At 65.1% G+C, this 16,491-nt stretch carries 19 protein-coding genes; 12 read left to right on the top strand and 7 right to left on the bottom strand.

Going from position 1 to position 16,491, the window contains the following annotated elements:
* Window positions 1-9: 9 nt before the first annotated feature.
* The 5 genes from ACCQ08_RS09035 (at window position 10) to ACCQ08_RS09015 (ending at window position 4,705) form a co-directional block, all read left to right on the top strand.
* Window positions 10-384 (top strand): STAS domain-containing protein, encoded by a 375-nt coding sequence (locus ACCQ08_RS09035; RefSeq protein ID WP_312526815.1) that lies wholly within the window; start codon window positions 10-12, stop codon window positions 382-384.
* Window positions 368-778, top strand: coding sequence for an anti-sigma regulatory factor (locus ACCQ08_RS09030; RefSeq protein ID WP_373449635.1), 411 nt, complete (start codon window positions 368-370; stop codon window positions 776-778). Before ACCQ08_RS09035 ends, ACCQ08_RS09030 begins: the two co-directional genes overlap by 17 nt.
* Window positions 769-1,785, top strand: a complete 1,017-nt coding sequence (locus ACCQ08_RS09025) for an ATP-binding protein (RefSeq protein ID WP_373449569.1) — start codon at window positions 769-771, stop codon at window positions 1,783-1,785. The genes ACCQ08_RS09030 and ACCQ08_RS09025 overlap by 10 nt, the downstream gene beginning before the upstream one ends.
* Window positions 1,786-1,850: 65 nt before the next feature.
* Window positions 1,851-2,726, top strand: coding sequence for a sensor histidine kinase (locus ACCQ08_RS09020; RefSeq protein ID WP_373449634.1), 876 nt, complete (start codon window positions 1,851-1,853; stop codon window positions 2,724-2,726).
* A gap of 5 nt (window positions 2,727-2,731) precedes the next feature.
* Entirely contained in the window at window positions 2,732-4,705 is a 1,974-nt protein-coding gene (locus tag ACCQ08_RS09015) for a response regulator (RefSeq protein WP_373449568.1), read from the top strand.
* A gap of 34 nt (window positions 4,706-4,739) precedes the next feature.
* Here the strand turns inward: ACCQ08_RS09015 and ACCQ08_RS09010 are convergent, their stop codons facing one another.
* Window positions 4,740-5,111, bottom strand: a complete 372-nt coding sequence (locus ACCQ08_RS09010; RefSeq protein ID WP_373449567.1) for a response regulator — start codon at window positions 5,109-5,111, stop codon at window positions 4,740-4,742.
* Window positions 5,112-5,310: 199 nt separating this feature from the next.
* Window positions 5,311-6,054: a sulfite exporter TauE/SafE family protein gene (locus ACCQ08_RS09005; RefSeq protein ID WP_373449566.1), complete on the bottom strand. Its 744-nt coding sequence runs from the start codon at window positions 6,052-6,054 to the stop codon at window positions 5,311-5,313.
* Window positions 6,055-6,508: 454 nt separating this feature from the next.
* Between ACCQ08_RS09005 and ACCQ08_RS09000 the strand changes: the two genes are divergently transcribed.
* Complete coding sequence (locus tag ACCQ08_RS09000; RefSeq protein WP_369460067.1) at window positions 6,509-6,652, top strand: hypothetical protein; 144 nt, start codon at window positions 6,509-6,511, stop codon at window positions 6,650-6,652.
* 244 nt (window positions 6,653-6,896) lie between these two features.
* Here ACCQ08_RS09000 and ACCQ08_RS08995 read toward each other — a convergent pair whose 3' ends face one another.
* Genes ACCQ08_RS08995 through ACCQ08_RS08980 form a run of 4 tightly spaced genes read right to left on the bottom strand, consistent with a single transcriptional unit; the run spans window position 6,897 to window position 9,460 of the window.
* Entirely contained in the window at window positions 6,897-7,472 is a 576-nt protein-coding gene (locus ACCQ08_RS08995; RefSeq protein WP_373449565.1) for a DinB family protein, read from the bottom strand.
* A 21-nt stretch (window positions 7,473-7,493) separates the two neighbouring features.
* Window positions 7,494-8,339: a PhzF family phenazine biosynthesis protein gene (locus ACCQ08_RS08990; RefSeq protein WP_373449564.1), complete on the bottom strand. Its 846-nt coding sequence runs from the start codon at window positions 8,337-8,339 to the stop codon at window positions 7,494-7,496.
* Between the two features lie 48 nt (window positions 8,340-8,387).
* On the bottom strand, window positions 8,388-9,020 hold the full coding sequence (locus ACCQ08_RS08985) for a LysE family translocator (protein WP_373449563.1): 633 nt from the start codon (window positions 9,018-9,020) through the stop codon (window positions 8,388-8,390).
* Window positions 9,017-9,460: a VOC family protein gene (locus ACCQ08_RS08980; RefSeq protein ID WP_373449562.1), complete on the bottom strand. Its 444-nt coding sequence runs from the start codon at window positions 9,458-9,460 to the stop codon at window positions 9,017-9,019. The genes ACCQ08_RS08985 and ACCQ08_RS08980 overlap by 4 nt, the downstream gene beginning before the upstream one ends.
* A gap of 144 nt (window positions 9,461-9,604) precedes the next feature.
* Between ACCQ08_RS08980 and ACCQ08_RS08975 the strand changes: the two genes are divergently transcribed.
* Window positions 9,605-10,954, top strand: coding sequence for a PLP-dependent aminotransferase family protein (locus ACCQ08_RS08975; RefSeq protein ID WP_373449561.1), 1,350 nt, complete (start codon window positions 9,605-9,607; stop codon window positions 10,952-10,954).
* A gap of 194 nt (window positions 10,955-11,148) precedes the next feature.
* Here ACCQ08_RS08975 and ACCQ08_RS08970 read toward each other — a convergent pair whose 3' ends face one another.
* Complete coding sequence (locus ACCQ08_RS08970) at window positions 11,149-11,370, bottom strand: hypothetical protein (RefSeq protein WP_373449560.1); 222 nt, start codon at window positions 11,368-11,370, stop codon at window positions 11,149-11,151.
* A 306-nt stretch (window positions 11,371-11,676) separates the two neighbouring features.
* Here ACCQ08_RS08970 and ACCQ08_RS08965 point away from each other — a divergent pair, with 306 nt between their 5' ends.
* The 5 genes from ACCQ08_RS08965 (at window position 11,677) to ACCQ08_RS08945 (ending at window position 16,033) form a co-directional block, all read left to right on the top strand.
* Window positions 11,677-12,714 (top strand): DNA topoisomerase IB, encoded by a 1,038-nt coding sequence (locus ACCQ08_RS08965; protein ID WP_373449559.1) that lies wholly within the window; start codon window positions 11,677-11,679, stop codon window positions 12,712-12,714.
* 132 nt (window positions 12,715-12,846) lie between these two features.
* On the top strand, window positions 12,847-13,152 hold the full coding sequence (locus tag ACCQ08_RS08960; RefSeq protein WP_312461236.1) for an excalibur calcium-binding domain-containing protein: 306 nt from the start codon (window positions 12,847-12,849) through the stop codon (window positions 13,150-13,152).
* A 112-nt stretch (window positions 13,153-13,264) separates the two neighbouring features.
* A complete protein-coding gene (locus tag ACCQ08_RS08955) occupies window positions 13,265-13,957 on the top strand; it encodes a response regulator transcription factor (RefSeq protein WP_239812518.1) in 693 nt (230 codons plus the stop codon).
* Window positions 13,855-15,801, top strand: a complete 1,947-nt coding sequence (locus ACCQ08_RS08950; RefSeq protein WP_373449558.1) for an ATP-binding protein — start codon at window positions 13,855-13,857, stop codon at window positions 15,799-15,801. The genes ACCQ08_RS08955 and ACCQ08_RS08950 overlap by 103 nt, the downstream gene beginning before the upstream one ends.
* Window positions 15,785-16,033, top strand: a complete 249-nt coding sequence (locus ACCQ08_RS08945) for a HEPN domain-containing protein (protein ID WP_373449557.1) — start codon at window positions 15,785-15,787, stop codon at window positions 16,031-16,033. The genes ACCQ08_RS08950 and ACCQ08_RS08945 overlap by 17 nt, the downstream gene beginning before the upstream one ends.
* Window positions 16,034-16,491 lie beyond the last annotated feature (458 nt).

Here is a 16,491-nt window from a genome sequence, read left to right as displayed (position 1 = left end):
CCACGCAGCATGTACCGCATTCCTATTTTGCGCATGGGGCAGACCTTGCTCGTCACCATCCAGATCGATATGGAAGACCAGACTGCGATGGCGCTGCAGGATGACCTGGCCGAGCAGATCTCGAAGACGGGCGCCAGCGGCGTGCTGATCGACATCTCCGCCCTGGAAATCGTCGATTCCTTCGTGGGCCGCATGCTGGCCGCGATATCGGGCATCGGCCAGATTCTGGATGCCACCACGGTGGTTGTCGGCATGCAGCCGGCGGTCGCCATCACGCTGGTAGAGCTGGGCATGTCGCTCGACGGTGTCAAAACCGCACTGAATGTGAGCCGCGGGATGGCGCTTTTGCAAGCCTGCGCTGATGGAGATGACTTTGTCGCATGAAACCCAGGGCTCCGTACCCTTGCGCAGTGAGGCTGACATCGTCGCCAGCCGCCAGATGGTGCGCAAGCTGGCCGTTCAGCTGAAGTTCTCGCTGGTCGACCAGACCAAGATGATCACGGCTGCCAGCGAATTGTCGCGCAACACGGTGGTCTACGGCGGGGGCGGTGACATGGAATGGGAGCTGCTGGCCGATGGCCTGCGCCAGGGGCTTCGCCTGCGCTTTCGGGACCAGGGGCCGGGTATCCCGGACCTGGGCCTGGCCCTCAAAGATGGCTGGACCTCGGGCAACGGCATGGGGCTGGGACTGTCGGGCAGCAAGCGGCTGGTCCATGACTTCGAGCTGGAATCAACGGTGGGGGTTGGCACCTGCGTCAGCGTGACCCGATGGAAATAATTCAGGGCACGACCCACCGCGCCTTTCCCGTCTCCGACCCCAGTTGCGTGGGCGAAGCCAGGCGCCATGTCGCCCACCTGTCGCGCACGCTGGGCTTTGACGAGGTGCTGGCTGGCCAGGCGGCGATTGTCGTCAACGAGCTGGGCAACAACCTTTGCCGGCATGCGCAGCGGGGGCAGCTGTGGATCGCCACCCGCAGTGGCGATGCGCCCGAGCTGGAGATCCTGTCGGTCGATGAGGGTCCCGGCATTGCCGATCTGCCGCAGGCGATGCGCGACGGGTACTCGACGGGAGGCACGCCGGGCACAGGCCTGGGCGCCGTTGAGCGCCTGTCGGCGGATTTCGACATCCACTCCGAGCCTGGCAAGGGCACCGTGGTGCTGGCGCGCTTTCGGCCCGCGACCACGCAATCCGCGCAGCAGCGGGCGTTTCGCGTGTCGGTGATGGCTGTGCCGGCGCCGGGCGAAACCGTCTGCGGCGATGCCTGGGCGCTGGCACTGGATGGCCAGCGTGCGGCACTGCTGGTCGCCGATGGCTTGGGCCATGGTGTGCGTGCGGCCGAAGCCTCACAGGCGGCAGTCGAGGTGTTTTTGAAGCAGCCGTTTGGCGATATCAAGGCTGGCCTTGAAGATGCCCATGCCGCTTTGCGGATGACACGCGGCGCTGCGGTGACCTGCGTGCAGCTCGATGGCGAGGCCGGCACGCTGCTGGCTGCCGGTGCCGGCAATGTCGCCATACGGCTGGTGAGCGGCGTGTACAACCGGTCGGTCTTGGTGCAACACGGCACCGTCGGGGTACAGATGCGCCAGGTGCAGGACATTCGCATGGACTGGCCCGCGCATGCGATGGTGGTGTGCCACAGCGACGGCCTGCAATCGCGCTGGCCCCCAGAGGCGGTGACCGCGCTGCTCGGCCGTGACCCGGGCCTGGCCGTTGCGGTACTGGTACGTGACTACGGACGCGGGCGCGACGATGTGACCGTGCTTATCGTGCGCCGCACAGAATGAAAGACGCCATGAACCACGTGACCCCACCGCCTAGCGGCGCAGCGGGCCCTGCAGCCCCCGCTGCGATGCCCGCGGACGAGATGGCCCGGACGCTGGCCACCACCCAGGCCGAGCTGGAGGCCCTGCGTGCCGAGCTCGACGAGACCAACCGCGGCGTGTTGGCGCTCTACGCCGAGCTCGATGCCCAGGCCGAGAACCTGCGCCAGGCGACCGAGTTGAAAAGCCGTTTTCTGGCCTATATGAGCCACGAATTCCGCACGCCGATTGGCGCGATACAGAGCATTGCGCGCATTCTGCAGGACCGGGTGGACGGCCCGCTCACCGACGAGCAGGAAAAGCAGGTGCGTTTCATCCAGACCACGTCGGCCGAGTTTGCCGACATGGTCAACGACCTGCTGGACCTGGCCAAGGTGGAGGCCGGCCGCATCGAGGTGTCGCCGGGCTGGTTCGAGATGGTCGATGTGTTCTCCGCGCTGCGCGGCATGTTCAAACCGGTGATCACCAATCCCGACGTGGTGCTGATCTTTGAAGAGCCGCATGGCGTGCCCAAGCTGTTCTCGGACGACCGCAAGCTCGCACAGATCCTGCGCAATTTCATCAGCAACGCGTTGAAATTTACCCAGCACGGCGAGATCCGCGTCAGCGCGAAGCGGGTGTCGGACCAGGCCGTGCAGTTTGCCGTGGCCGACACGGGCATCGGGATTGCCCCGGAGTTCCACCACGCGATCTTCCAGGACTATTCCCAGATCGACTCCCCGATCCAGAAACGGCTGCGCGGCACTGGTCTGGGCCTGTCGCTGAGCAAGCGGCTTGCCGAACTGCTGGGCGGCGAAGTAGCATTGGAGAGCGAAGCGCACAAGGGCTCGACTTTCTATGTCACGATCCCGATCAGCGTGGCGCCTGCGTCCGCGCATGTTTTTGATGAAAGCTCACCCTCCTGAGCGCCATGCCCTCTGTCTCAGCCCGGCTCAATGTCAGCATCGACCGCTCGAAGCACACGGTGCTGGTGGTCGATGACAACCCTGCGACCTGCTATGCCACTGCCCGCGCCCTGCGGGCGGCCGGCTTCAAGACGGTCGAAGCAGGCACCGGACAGGAAGCCCTGGATCTGTCGCTCGGTGATATCTCCGCCGTCGTGCTGGATGTCCACCTGCCTGACATCGGCGGTTTCGAAGTCTGCGCGATGATGCGGGAGCGGGAGCAGACCATGTCGCTGCCGATCGTGCATCTGTCTGCGGCCTTTGTCGCGGACACCGACAAGGTCGCAGGCCTGAACGCCGGCGCCGATGCCTACCTGACCCACCCGGCCGAGCCGGCGATGCTGGTGGCGACCATCCAGGCACTGGTACGTGCCAGAATGGCCGAAGTGCGGGTGCACCGCAGCGAAGCCAAGTTCCGCTCGATCTACGAGCAGGCCCAGAGCGGCATTGCGTTGATCGACGACGACGGGTGCTTTGTGGATGCCAACCCGGCCATGCTGGAGATGCTGGGCCGCAGCGCCGCAGAGGTGTTGGGCCGTCCGGTATCGGCCTTTGCCGCACCCAGTCATCAGGCCCGCATCGAGGCGATGTGCGCCCCCCAAAGCAGCCAGGCCCTGTGGCGCGAGGAAGTGGTGCTGCTGGACGCCACCGGCCAAGCGCTGCATGTGGAGTGGAGCATGGCCGCTCGCGTCAACGGCGAGCTGCGCGTGGCCGCCGTGGCCAACGTCTCCAACCGCATCCAGCTGGAGCTCGAGCGCAAACAGCTGCTCGAGCGTGAGCAGGCGGCGCGCGCCACCGCGGAGCGCTACAGCCGCTCCAAGGATGACTTTGTCGCCGTGCTGTCGCATGAGCTGCGCAACCCGCTGAGCGCCATCATGATGAATGTGCACCAGGTGCTGCGCAAATCACCGCCGCCTGAGTTCGCGAAAAACCTGGACGCGATCAAGCGCAATGCCAGCACGCAGGCGCGCATCATCAGCGATATCCTCGACGTCTCGCGCATCAATTCCGGCAAACTGACGTTGGAGCGGGAATGGGTGGATCCGGCGGCACTGATCACCTCCTCGCTTGACTCGCTGAAGGCGGCGATCGATGCCAAGAAGCTGGTGCTGCATGTGGCGATGGACACCCAAGGCCGCAAGGCACTGGTCGATCCGGCGCGGTTCCAGCAGGTGTTCTGGAACATCCTGAGCAATGCCGTGAAGTTCTCGCAGGATGCAGGCCTGCTCGAGGTGGCGCTGGCCGTGCAGGACACGCAGCTGGTACTCAGCGTGCGCGACCATGGCAAGGGCATCGAAGCGGCCTTTCTGGAGCGCATATTCGAAAAATTCACCCAGGCTGCCAGCCCCGGCAGCCGCCCTGCCAGCGGCCTGGGCCTGGGCATGCCCATCGTCAAGCACCTGGTCGATCTGCATGCCGGCACCATCACGGTGGCCAGCGAAGGTCTGGGTCTGGGTACCTTGGTGACGGTGACGCTGCCGCTGGGCCATGGCGCCCCGAAGGAGCTGCCCAAGCACGAATCTGCGGGCTCTGCCCAGGATGGCGGGCAGGATGAACTGGGCGGCATCCACATCCTCGTCGTTGAAGACGATGCGGAAGTCGCCAATCTGCTGGTGCTGATCCTGCAGGAGCGTGGCGCCAGCGTTGCGCTCGCAGGAGACTTTGACAGCGCGCTGGCGTCGCTGCAATCGTCGCAAGCCGACATCGTGGTCAGTGACATCGGCCTGCCCGGCAAGGACGGTTATGCGCTGATGCGCCATATACGCGCTGCGCAGGACCGCTTTTCCCGCGTTCCGGCGATTGCGCTGACGGCCTTTGGCCGCGAAGAGGACCGGCAGGCTGCGCTTGCCGCAGGCTTTGATGTCCATATGGCCAAGCCGCTGCAGCCTCAGAAACTGGTGGCGCTGATCAAGTCATTGAGCGACAACCCGCGCGCCTGACTGCGCAGGACACGCGTGGGAGGTCCTTTAGCACCTATTGGCGCTGGGCGGCCAGCAGCGTCTCGATGTTGGTCAACATCGCTTCCAGGTCCTCGGGCTCGCAGCTTTTGAGCAGGGCCCGCACGTTGGTGCCGATATTGGTCAGACCCTGCTTGAACTCATAGCCGGATATCAGCAGCACATGGCGTTGGCTGTCATTTACCAGCCACTGCCGGGCCAGATCGCTGCCTGACATACCCGGCAGGCTCACATCGGTCACCAGCACATCAAAGCGTTCTTGGCCATCGAGCGTGAGTGCAGCTTCCGCATCGGCCACGCCAACGATCTTGCGGTGCGGCGCTTCCATCACGGCCATAAAGCCTTCGCGGATGTCTTCGTCATCCTCTACATACAGATAGGTGATCATGGCTTCCATCGTTACAGCATGCTCCGCCGCCGTTGCGGCTGGGAAAAAGCATCTTTAGCCATTCTGCGATCCACAGCCCGCTGTCTCTGCCGGAGCGGTCTGCTTGCAGTGTGGGACAGCGGCCACACCGGCCAGCCATTGGCGCGCGCGTCAGCATGGAAGTTGAAGGCGCCTGCCGGCTGGCAAAGCCCGCCTGGCCTCAGAAGAAGGGCCTCGCAGCAAGCTCCAGTCCCAATACGACCAGGACAAGAAGGAAGCACTGCCGAAAACGCCTGGGGCTGATACGCGCTCTTATGCGGGTGCCCAGCCACATCCCCGCCAACGCAGGCAGCACGCTCAGCGCCGACAGGCCCAGCTGGTGGACGCGAAACACGTCATTCAGCAGCAAGCCTGCCGCAAGGGCCAGGGTCGACACGGTAAACGACAGCCCCAGTGCTTGCACCAGCGCGTTCTTTGGCAGTCCCAGCGCGCCCAGGTACGGGACGGCAGGCACCACAAAGACACCGGTAGCTCCCGTCACCAGCCCCGTGACAAGCCCCACGGCCGGGGACAGCCATGGTTCGGTTCCGCGCGGCACGGACAGCGCCGGTGCCCACAATGCATACAGCGCGTAGACGACCAACGCCGATCCGAGCGCCAGGCCGGACCAGGCGGGGTCGGTGTGCACCAGCAGCGCGGAGCCACCCACGGTACCGGGCACAATGGCCACCAGCATCGGCCATAGGCGCCGCACGAGCCCTGCCACAGCGCCGCCGGAAAAAAGCTGCCAGGCATTGGTCACCAGCGAAGGCATGACCAATAGCGACGCCGCCATCGCCGGGGGCATGACCATGCCCAGCAGCCCCATGGCCACCGTAGGCAGCCCCATGCCGGTGACGCCCTTGACCATTCCGGCAACAACGAAGGTAGCGGTCAGCAACCCGTGGAAAAGCAGATCATTCATTCCAAACCTTGAGGCAGCCCTTTGCACAGCCCTCGCTACAGGGGCTGCACACCGGTCCGTGAAACACCAGGCGTGTCGTGCAGCGGGGCCCATGGCCAGCAAGACAACGCGGCAGCCCCCCGGCGGTCCCAACCAGCCAGCGGGCTTGCAGCGCAACGCCATAGGGTGCTATTGGACGGGTTCGCACACCGCAGCACAATTCGGAATTTGCGGTCCTTGCTTCGGCCCATCCTGAGGATGGCCGCCACCGCGCCCGCAATGGCAGCGGATGCGCAACGCTACCGTCGTCGCACGGGCGGCTGGCACGGCCCGCGAGGCCAAGACCGTTGGCAGGCGGTAGGGTTGGCTGCCAGCGGCCCGGACTGCTTCGCCGCAAAGCAATGGCGAAACAATGATTTACCGCCACACGGAGCCAACCTTATAAACTCAACCTCTGATCACTTCAGGTAGTTCTATGAAAAAGCTTTTCTCACTCGCTGCGCTGGCCTGGGTGCTCAGCGGTTGCGCGGTCTACAGCGACGGCTACTATGACGACGCCGGCAAAAAACCGCATCCCCATGGTTGCCCGCCCGGCCAGGCCAAAAAGGGCAACTGCTGATGGGCAGGCCGTGCGCCGCTGACGGCAGCGGCCACGGAAGGCGTGGGTGCCTGCGTCGGTCAGAGCTCCTTTTTGGCGCGCCTTCCAATGGCTCGGCGACGGACACCGACACCCCTGCCACGGTGCCGCCCGCGGCAGCACCGACGCCTGTGCCCGCCACCAGCCTCCTGGGGCTGGTGGCACTGTCCTCATGGATGGGCTTGGCGGGTGTGGGCGGCTTCTTCAGGCGCCGCAGCTGACGGTGTCAGTACCGCCCCTGGACATGGTCGCGGAGGAACACCGGCAGATCGTTGGACGGGGGCATGAACGGCACCTGGTACATCATGTCGCCGACAAAGCCACGGTGGTAGGTGCCGTGGTTGACGACATGCAGAACGATCTGTTCGCGGGTCATCGCGCCTTGTCCACCGCCGACGAACTCAAAACGGACGACCTTCGCAAGATCGTCGTTCGACCAGCTATCGACCAGGTCGATATACCAGGCATCCATCTCCTGGACAGACGCCCATAAAGCGTCCACCGCGGGCGTGCCATCGGTATTGCGCGCCGTGTAGCGGTGCTTTTTTCCCAGCAGATGGTGGCGGAAGATATCGTCGACGACATAGACATGGTTCAAGGTGTGCACCATGTTGCCAAAGCGCGTGGGCCGCTGGCGCAACGCCTCCCCTTCAGGGAGCTCGCGCACACTGTCGAATGTCAGCCCATTGGCCCAACGCTTGTAGCGCACCAGCATTCTCAAGGTGCTGATCGCCGAAGCCGGGCTGCCCGGGCCATCGCCGTGCGGGAGGGGAAGGGATGCATTCTGCAAGCTGGTTGTCATGACCGAGATCCTTCTATGCTGTCAAAGGCCGCGCAACGCGCCCGCCACATGGGTGCGTGTTTCTCCGCCGACCCACACCTGCTGGGCATCGTCGCGGGCCAGGTAAATGCGGCCTTGCCGGCCCAGGCAGGCGCCCTGGGTGGCCACGTAGTCGTCACCGATGAGACCGGTACCGAACAGCCATTGCGCAAATGCGCCGTTGAGGCTTCCTGTCACGGGGTCTTCAACGATGGCGCCGAGATGGTCGGTAAAAAAGGCCCGGACTTCAAAACCGGAGCCGCTTGCGCCGTGGTGCGGGCCGATGACGCCGATGTCCATGCGGGTCGGCCATCGCCTGGCGGGATCGATCGACCGCACTTTCTCCGCAGACGCCAGCCTGAGCCCCAGCCAGCCGGGCCCGTTGTCGATCCAGGCGGCATCCAGAATGTCGCTGTCGTCCAGACCCAGCAACTGCCGCGCCTGGTCGCGCTCTGCCGGCGTCGGTGGGCCAAAGCGGGCCAGCGGCGGCGCTGCGAATGCCAGCCGCTCGCCGTCGCGGCGAATCCTCACCAGCCCTGCGCCGCATTCCTGCACGATCTGCGCCTGCTGCGCGCGCTCGGGGTGGGCCGCCAGCCACACGTGGCAGCTGCCAAGCGTCGGGTGGCCTGCAAACGGCATCTCTCTGTCCAGCGTGAAAATTCTGACCCGGTAGTCGGCCTGCGCATCGGTGGGCGCAAACACGAAGGCAGTCTCGGAAAAGTGGAGCCAGCGCGTCAAGCGCAGCATCTCAGCCGTGTCCAACCCCTCGGCGCCGGAGACAACGGCCAAAGGATTGCCCGAGCAGGGGCCGGCGCCGAAAACGTCGACGATATGGATAGCCAAAGCCATGGAGAGGTCCCTTCTGATGAAATGGTCGGCGCTGAGGCTGGCGGCGCTTCATCCGCCGCGCATGGCCAGCAGCCTCAGGCCGGCCACCGCAAACACCAGCGAGAGAACGCCCTCGATCCCTCGGCGCAAACGTGCATACAGCGCCACCATTGCCGGGGTCGAGAAGAGGATGGCATAGCCACCGAACACCAGAATGCCCAGGAATACACAGCCGCCCACCACCATCAGCGGCCCCTGGGCAGGGGACTGGTGGCGCAGGCCCAGCGACATGATGGCCACCCAGGACAAAATAGCCTTGGGGTTGCCGATGTGCATCAGCACGCCCTGCCGGTAGAGGGACCGGTAGCGTGGCTGCTCGTCCGCGAGGGCCACCCCACCGGCATCGTGGCCCCGCTTCATCGCGGATTTGGCTGCGCGAGACGCCAGCCACAGCAGATAGAGGCCGCCCGCGATCTTGAGCGCCACCAGCGCCTGTGCATAGGCGGTCAGCACCGCTGAAACGCCGGTCGCCGCCAGGATCGCCCAAAAGAGCGAGCCGGTGACGACCCCTGCGGCCAGGACCAGCGCAGGCCGCCGTCCGCTGCGCATGGCCCTGGCCATGATGGCCATGTTGCTGGGCCCCGGGCTGGCGGTGGCAATCAGGTAGGTGCCATAGACCAGGGCGATCTGGCTTGCGGTCATGGCAGCGAGTCCTTGGCGGGCGTGCGCTCCATGCGCCGGGGCAGCAGGTCGGCGCGATGGACGATATGCAGCATGTTGCCGTCCGGATCGCGCAGGTAGGCGCCGTAATAGCCCGCGCCATAGCGGGGGCGCGGCCCGGGGGCACCGTCATCCCCGCCGCCGTGCTGCAGGCCCCCGGCATAGGCGGCATGCACCGCCTCGATGGACGGTGCAAGAAAGGCCACCATGCTGCCGTTGCCAGCGCTTGCCAATGCGCCATTGAAGGGGCGGTAGACGTAAAAGCGCGGCAAGCTGGCATCTGCCGCGACCCAGCACAGCGCAGCAGGCCCGCCATCGGGCGTAACCGTTCTGCGCGCCAGCCCCAACGGGGTGAGCAGCGCGTCATAGAAGCGGCCACTTCGCTCCAGCTCCCGTGCACCGACCGTAATGTGACTGAACATACCGCCCTCCAGGCCTTCCCGGCACCAACGCCGGGGCGCTTTTCACAACGACAACTGCTCTCTGCAAGCACCAGTCTGTACGTTACACTATTGGATAAATTAAATAGTGTAACGTGACACTAATATTTTTCTGGAGGCGATCCCGTGCTGCTTGCATCCCCCTGGATTCCCCATCTGGCCAGCAAAGGGGCCACCGTGGCCGAACAACTGGCGCTGGCTTTGGCCGATGACATTGTTGAAGGGCGGCTGGTCGCAGGCGATCGGCTGCCTGCCCACCGGGACCTCGCCAGGACCCTGCAGATCGGCTTGGGGAGCGTGACCAAGGCCTACGCACTGCTGGAGCGGCGCGGCCTGACGCGCAGCGTCCAGGGACGGGGCACCTTCGTGGCGATCCAGCAGGCCCATGGCCATCGGCATATCGATCTGTCCAGCAACGCGCCGCCGGCAGCGCTGGGCGCGCGCCTTCTGGCGCGCACGTTGGTGGCGATTGCGCGCAGGATCGATGCAGACCACATCAATCTGTACGCACCGGCGGGTGGACATGATGAACACCGCCGCGCGCTCGCCCACTGGCTGAGCCTGCTGGGTCTGAATGTGGAACCCGCGCATCTGTTTCTGACCAGCGGCGCCCGCCAGGCATTGGCGCTCGCTTTCGACCTGGTGTGTGACCGGCAGGGCCTGGTCCTGACCGAAAGGATCACCTACCCCGGTGCCATCGCGCTGATGCGGCGCAAGGGATACCGGGCGCAAGGGGTGGAGATCGACGCCGAGGGGATGGTGCCCGAGGCCCTTGCTCAAGCACTTGCAAGGCGCAATCGCCATCCCAAGCCCGTGGTGTACGTGACGCCGACGCTCCACAATCCGACCACGGCCTCGATGGGGATCGGGCGGCGGCAGGCCATTGCCGATATCTGCCGCGAGGCAGGGGCCTGGATCATTGAAGACGGCGTGTACGCAGCCTCCTCTCCTGGCTTGCCACCCATCGCGGCCCTGGCGCCCGACATCTGCCTGCATGTGAACGGGCTCTCCAAATCGCTGGGCCCGGGGCTGCAGATCGGCATGCTGGCCTTGCCCGCAAGCCACTGCCCCGCCGCGCAGGCGCTGCTGGCCGAGATGCCGATGGCGCCATCCGCGCTGTCCTGTGCCGTGGTCGATGACTGGCTGGCCTCTGGCGCCGTGGCGTCGATCCAGCAAGACTTGCGCCATGAGGCGCAGCGCCGCACACAGCTGGCCGTCTCACTGCTGGGTTCGAGCGGCCTGGTCGCGCACCCGGATGCCTACAACGTCTGGCTGCCGATGCCACGCGACGCTGCCCAGGCCCTGGTGGCGGCAGCCGCAGCAAGGGGCGTGCAACTGACACCGCCCGACAGCATGGTGCTCAGACCCAGTGACAGTGCGAGCGGCTTGCGCATCTGCCTGGGTGCCGCCAGTTGGGACGATCTGAATGCCGCGTTGGCGCTGCTGGCAGCCCTGCTGAGCGCAAGCGCGGCGTGAAGGGACACGCCAGCGCGCCGAGGGAAAGCGGCAGACCTGCGCCCCGGCCACCATCGGGATGTGCCGCTTGCAGTGGCCGGAGGGCGGCAAGCTCCCCGCCGGGGCGTTGTACGGTTCCTGCCGCTTTTCAAAGACGCATTGCCGCGCATCCCGGCCCGCATCCACCCTCATGAGCGACGGCTGTACGGGGATTTCTAGCCGGCACAGCCTGGAGGCATCCGATCGTGCGCTGCAGGCTGGCTGCCACCGCGCGGCAGCCGCTGCGTCACCTCGGCGATCTCGGCGTCGATCCAGGCCAGACGTGCATGGTCGCTGCTGCCGGGCACCGGCCTGCGAGCCAGCAACTCGGCGCCCTCTTCTTTCAATGCCGTCAGCCTCACCCCCGGGTCCTTCTGGTCATCCGCATGCGTTGACATTTGGTTTTCCTTGTTTTTCTTTGGAAAATTGAATATTCATATTTATGGGGCAAAAACTATCAGCCAGGGCGTGGACTACAAGAACGACAGTCCTGCGCTTACACACCCGTGCATCCCGCCTGTGGCGCTTGCACCGCATGCGGCCTGGCTGCAGCGCTGCACCGGCAGGCCCAGCGCCCGGCTCCGTCCGAAACACAAATGCGCGCAAACGACCCGCCGTCGCAAGCTGCGCTCTGACAGCGCCGCGCCTCGGCGCCCGCTAATCTCAGCGCATCACCCCCACCGCGAAGGCACAAAGGCACTCCCATGGTCAAACTCCCCAGGCCGCTGGCCTATGTGACGGACGCAACTCCGGGGTGGCAGCGCATCCCGCAGGGGGATGGCTTTGTCTACAAGAACCAGCGTGGTCAGGTGATTCGCAACGCCGGTCACCTCGATCGCATCCGCAAGCTGGTGATACCGCCCGCCTACACCGATGTCTGGATCTGTCCGGATCCGCAAGGCCATCTGCAGGCCACCGGCCGCGATGCGCGGGGGCGCAAGCAGTACCGCTACCACCCGCTGTGGCAAGAGCAGCGCAAGCAGACCAAGTTCGACCGCATGGCGGCCTTTGCGGCGAAGCTGGGGCTGATCCGCCGGCGCATTCAGCGCGACCTGAAAGCCGGAGATACCACGCAGACCTCGGTGTCGGCTGCCGTGGTTCGGCTGCTGGACACCACCGCACTGCGTATTGGCAACGACAGCTATGCGCGCGAGAACGGATCGTTTGGCCTGACGACCCTGCGCAATCGCCATGTGAAGATGCGGTCATCGCGCATACAGCTGGCCTTCAAAGGCAAGAGCGGCGTGGAGCAGCGCGTGGAGCTCGAAGACCCCCGCGTGGCCCGCATCGTGCGGCGCTGCCAGGATTTGCCAGGCCAGCGCCTGTTCCAGTACCTCGATGACGACGGCCAGCGCAAGCAACTGCGCTCCGAGCATGTCAACGCCTACCTGCACGAGATTGCAGGGGAAGATTTCAGCGCCAAGGACTTTCGCACCTGGCATGCCAGCGTGCTAGCGCTGTCGCTGGCCTTGCAGTCGCGCAGCAGTGATACGCCGCTGACCGCGCCCGACATCGTCAAGCAGGTGGCCCAGCACCTGGGCAACACGGTTTCCGTCTGCCGCAAGTTCTACATCCACCCGCTGGTGATGGAGGTGTGCGAAGGCCCCGAAGCGGGGGCCCGTTGCGATGCTTATGCGGGCAAGCTGCGGGGCAGCTCGGGATTGCATGCGGCCGAACGTGCGCTGATGGCTTTTTTGGCCGGTAGTAAGGGTAGTAAAAGAGGCGCCAAGCAAGGCCAGTGATCGCGGCAGGCATGGCGCTGCCGCATGCCCGGCAACGGATGCCCACCAAGTTCAAGGGCTTCCCCCTCCCCAGCGTGCACAGCACTTGGGCTAGAGTAGTTACACTCACTAACACTCAACAAAGGGGAGACCGTGTTCAGGCCCGTCATCTGTCTGCTGATTGCATTGGCCGCATGGGCGGTGTACAGCCGCTATGCGCATCAGCAGGCGGCGTCGCTGCAGGGCGATTCCGAGCCTGTGCTCTCCGAGCCGGATACCCCGCGCCCCAGCGTTGCCCACCCGCTGTTCAAGTGCGACGGCCGCACCCGGTGCTCGCAAATGACCTCCTGCCAGGAGGCCACCTTTTTCCTGCAGAACTGCCCTGATACCCAGATGGACGGCGACAACGACGGCGTGCCTTGCGAGCGTCAGCTGTGCACCGTCAACAAACGGCCGTAGCGGGCGTCGGCTGGCCCTCTCCGTCTGCTCTGGCAACACCATGCAGCAGCAGCCCGCCCATTTACCGTAAATGCGTGATGGCAGACCATCCGCTTTGCGTCAAAATGTAGCGATGGCTGTTTCCCCCCTCCCCGTACTGCTGGTTGATGACGATCCGGACATGCTGGCCCGGCTGGGCGAAGTGCTGGGCTCGGTGGGCGTGGGGCGCGAGCAGTTGCTCGGGGCCGGCTCGCTGGCCGAATGCCAGCGATGGGTGACCGCGCCCGACGGCGGCCTGCAGCCGCTGGTGATGGCGCTGATCGACCTGGGCCTGCCCGATGGCAATGGCATCGACCTGATTGGCTGGCTGCGTGCGCGCAACCCCCAGCTGCCGATTCTGGTGGTGTCGGCCTGGAGCACCGAGGAAATGATCCTGGGCGCGCTGCGCGCAGGCGCCAACGGCTATGTGCTCAAGGAGCGCGACGACCTGGAGATTGCGCTGTCGGTGCGCAACGTGCTCAAGGGGGGCGCGCCCATCGACCCCTTCATTGCCCGGCGCATTCTCGACCTGGTGGGACGCCCGGCCGGCCGCCCCGCCACCCCGTCGCAGCCACCCGACCCCGCGCTGCGCGAGGCCCTGACCGAGCGCGAGCGGCAGATCCTGGACCATGTCGCCGCCGGCATGAGCAACCGCGAAATCGCCGAATGCCTGCACCTATCCCGATGGACCATAGACACCCATATCCGGCATATCTACGACAAACTGGCGGTAAGCTCGCGCACGCAGGCCTTGCGGCGTGCGCGCGAGCATGGCTTGCTGCACTGATCGGCCTGGCGGCGCTGTGCCTGGCGCTGCCCGCGCAGGCCCAGGCCCAACCCTGGCCGGGCACGGCCGAGGCTGCGCGCTCCGACTGGGATGCCCAGCAGCCACCCGCTACCGGCTGGGTACCGGTGAAGGTGCCCAACGACTGGAACCAGCAATGGCCTGGCTACAGCGGTGTCGTCTGGTACCGGCTTCGCTGGGACATTGCCGGCCAGCCGCAGACCCAGGGCCTTTACATCCACTACCTGATGCAAGCGGGGGTCATTGCGGTCAACGGTGTGGAGCTGCAGCACGACCCGCAGCTCACCGAGCCGATGACCCGCGCCTGGAACACGCCACGCTACCTGGTGCTGCCGGCGCCCCTGCTGCACAGCGGCAGCAATGAGCTGCTGATCCGCGTGAGCGGCTACTACGCCTACCAGCCTGCGCTGGGCCCGGTCGAGATCGGCCCACCCGAGCTGCTGCGCACGGCGCAGCAGCACAGCTACCTGGTACGGCACAACCTCAACTGGCTGCACCTGGGCGTGGGGGCAACCTTGGGCTGCTTCTTCCTGGTGCTGTGGCTGATGCGCCGGCAAGAGGCCGCCTATGGCTGGTATGCCGCACGCCAGGCCGCCTGGGTGGGCTTTACCGTGAACTTTGTCAGCGCTACGCCCTGGCCCTTCCACAACCTCAACACCTACGCGGCCATGGTGTCGGTTGCCTATGTGCTCTACCACGGCTGCAATGCCATGTTTGTGCTGCGCTTCATGGGCCGCCGCTGGCCCAGGCGCGAAGCGGGCATGTGGCTGGCCATCGCCGTGCTGTCGGCCGCCACCTTGCTGGTGCCCGAGGCGCAGCTAAGAGACATGCGCAACGTGATGGCCTGGGCCTCGTCGGCCCTGCTGTTCACCACCGCTGGCGTATTTGTCGGCCTGGCCTGGCGCAACGGCAACCAGGCGCAGCGCCTGCTGTCGCTCACGGCACTGGCCAGCGCCCTGGCGATGGCGCATGACCTGCTGGTCTTCACCCGCATCGTGGACGACAACTTTTACCTGGCCACCTACACGGAGCCCCTGGCCACGGTGGGCATTGCGCTGACCCTGGCCTGGACCTTTGTCCAGAACACCCGGCGCGTCGAGAGCTTCAACGACGAGATGCAGCACCATGTGGCCGAGGCCCGCGCCGAGCTGACCGAATCGCTGGCTGGCCGCCATGAACTGGAGCTGCTGCAGGCCCGGCTTGGCGAGCGGGTCAACATCGCCCATGACCTGCACGATGGCCTGGGCGGCATGCTGATCGGCAATATCACCACCCTGGAACGCACACGCGGGCCGCTACCGCCCGACCAGGTGCTGGGCATGCTCCGAGGCATGCGCGATGACCTGCGGCTGATCATCGACCTGGCCTCCGCCCAGCACTATGGCGAGCTGTCGCTGGGCGAGCTGCTCGCCCCCATGCGCCACCGCATGAGCCAGCTCTTCGAGGTGCATGGCATCGAGGTGCACTGGCAGCTGAGCCATATCGAGCAACTGCACCTGCCTACCAGCGCCAGCCTGGAGGTGCTGCGGATTCTGCAGGAGGCCCTGACCAACGCCTTCAAACACAGCCAGGCCCAGCGCGTGGACGTGCTACTGGCCCGCGAGGCCGGCCAGCTGCTGCTGCAGGTGCAAGACAACGGCGTAGGTCTGCCTGCGGCCCAGGCAGCCAACACCCCCACGCACGGCACCGGCCTGCGCAGCATGCAGGCCCGGGCGCAGCGCCTGGGCGCGCAGCTGTCGGTGGGGTCGCGAGGGGGGCGGACGATGGTGGAGTTGCGGGTGCCGCTGCCGGCTGAGGCTGAAGTGCGGGATGTACCTCAGGCCTGAAACACTTGCAGGCCGATGTGACCGCAGGATGGAAATGGCTTCACAACGATACTGCGCAAAAAAGACGCTGGATCAACTCATCAGCCGCCGTGGAGATGTGGTTCATCGCTCGAAACCAGTCACCGCCGGGGCACCTGTACCTCACAGGGTCAAACGCGATGACTTGGAAAAAGCCATCCGTTTTTTAACGGGCCTTGTCACTGCCACGGAACATGCTCTTGAGGGCGAGTGATGGTACAAGCGTCGAAAAGGCAAACCGCTGACCTAGCCGCCGCTGCCAAGCCAGCCCTGCTCTAGGGTCTCGTCACCCTGCCCTCCTGCACTACCTCCTCCTCTGCTTATCCAAAAATCTCAGCAGCAGTCACGCGTCATGCAGCGTGGCCCACTCCGGCGAGCGATCGCCTGCAGCCCTCCGCTTGCTGAATTTGCTGCGGCAGCGAAGGCGGAGTTTGGTTGCGGAGTTGGGAATTGAAGCTTCCTATATGGCTAATCGATCAAGCATACCAATATCCATTCGCCATGAAAAAAATTAAATCCAGCATGGGCTTATCGAGGACCAAAGACGGCGAATCAGCGCATGCTGGTCATTAAATGACCAACACTTTCCATCCAAACTATATATCTGCATACATTCTGCTTAGCGCTTGCTTTCAAATTTGCTTAACCTCAGAATAATACCTTGGATTTTTG

Source organism: Comamonas sp. SY3, from assembly GCF_041730275.1.
GTDB classification, from domain to species: domain Bacteria; phylum Pseudomonadota; class Gammaproteobacteria; order Burkholderiales; family Burkholderiaceae_C; genus Comamonas; species Comamonas sediminis.
This window is presented reverse-complemented; position numbering and strand designations above follow the sequence as displayed.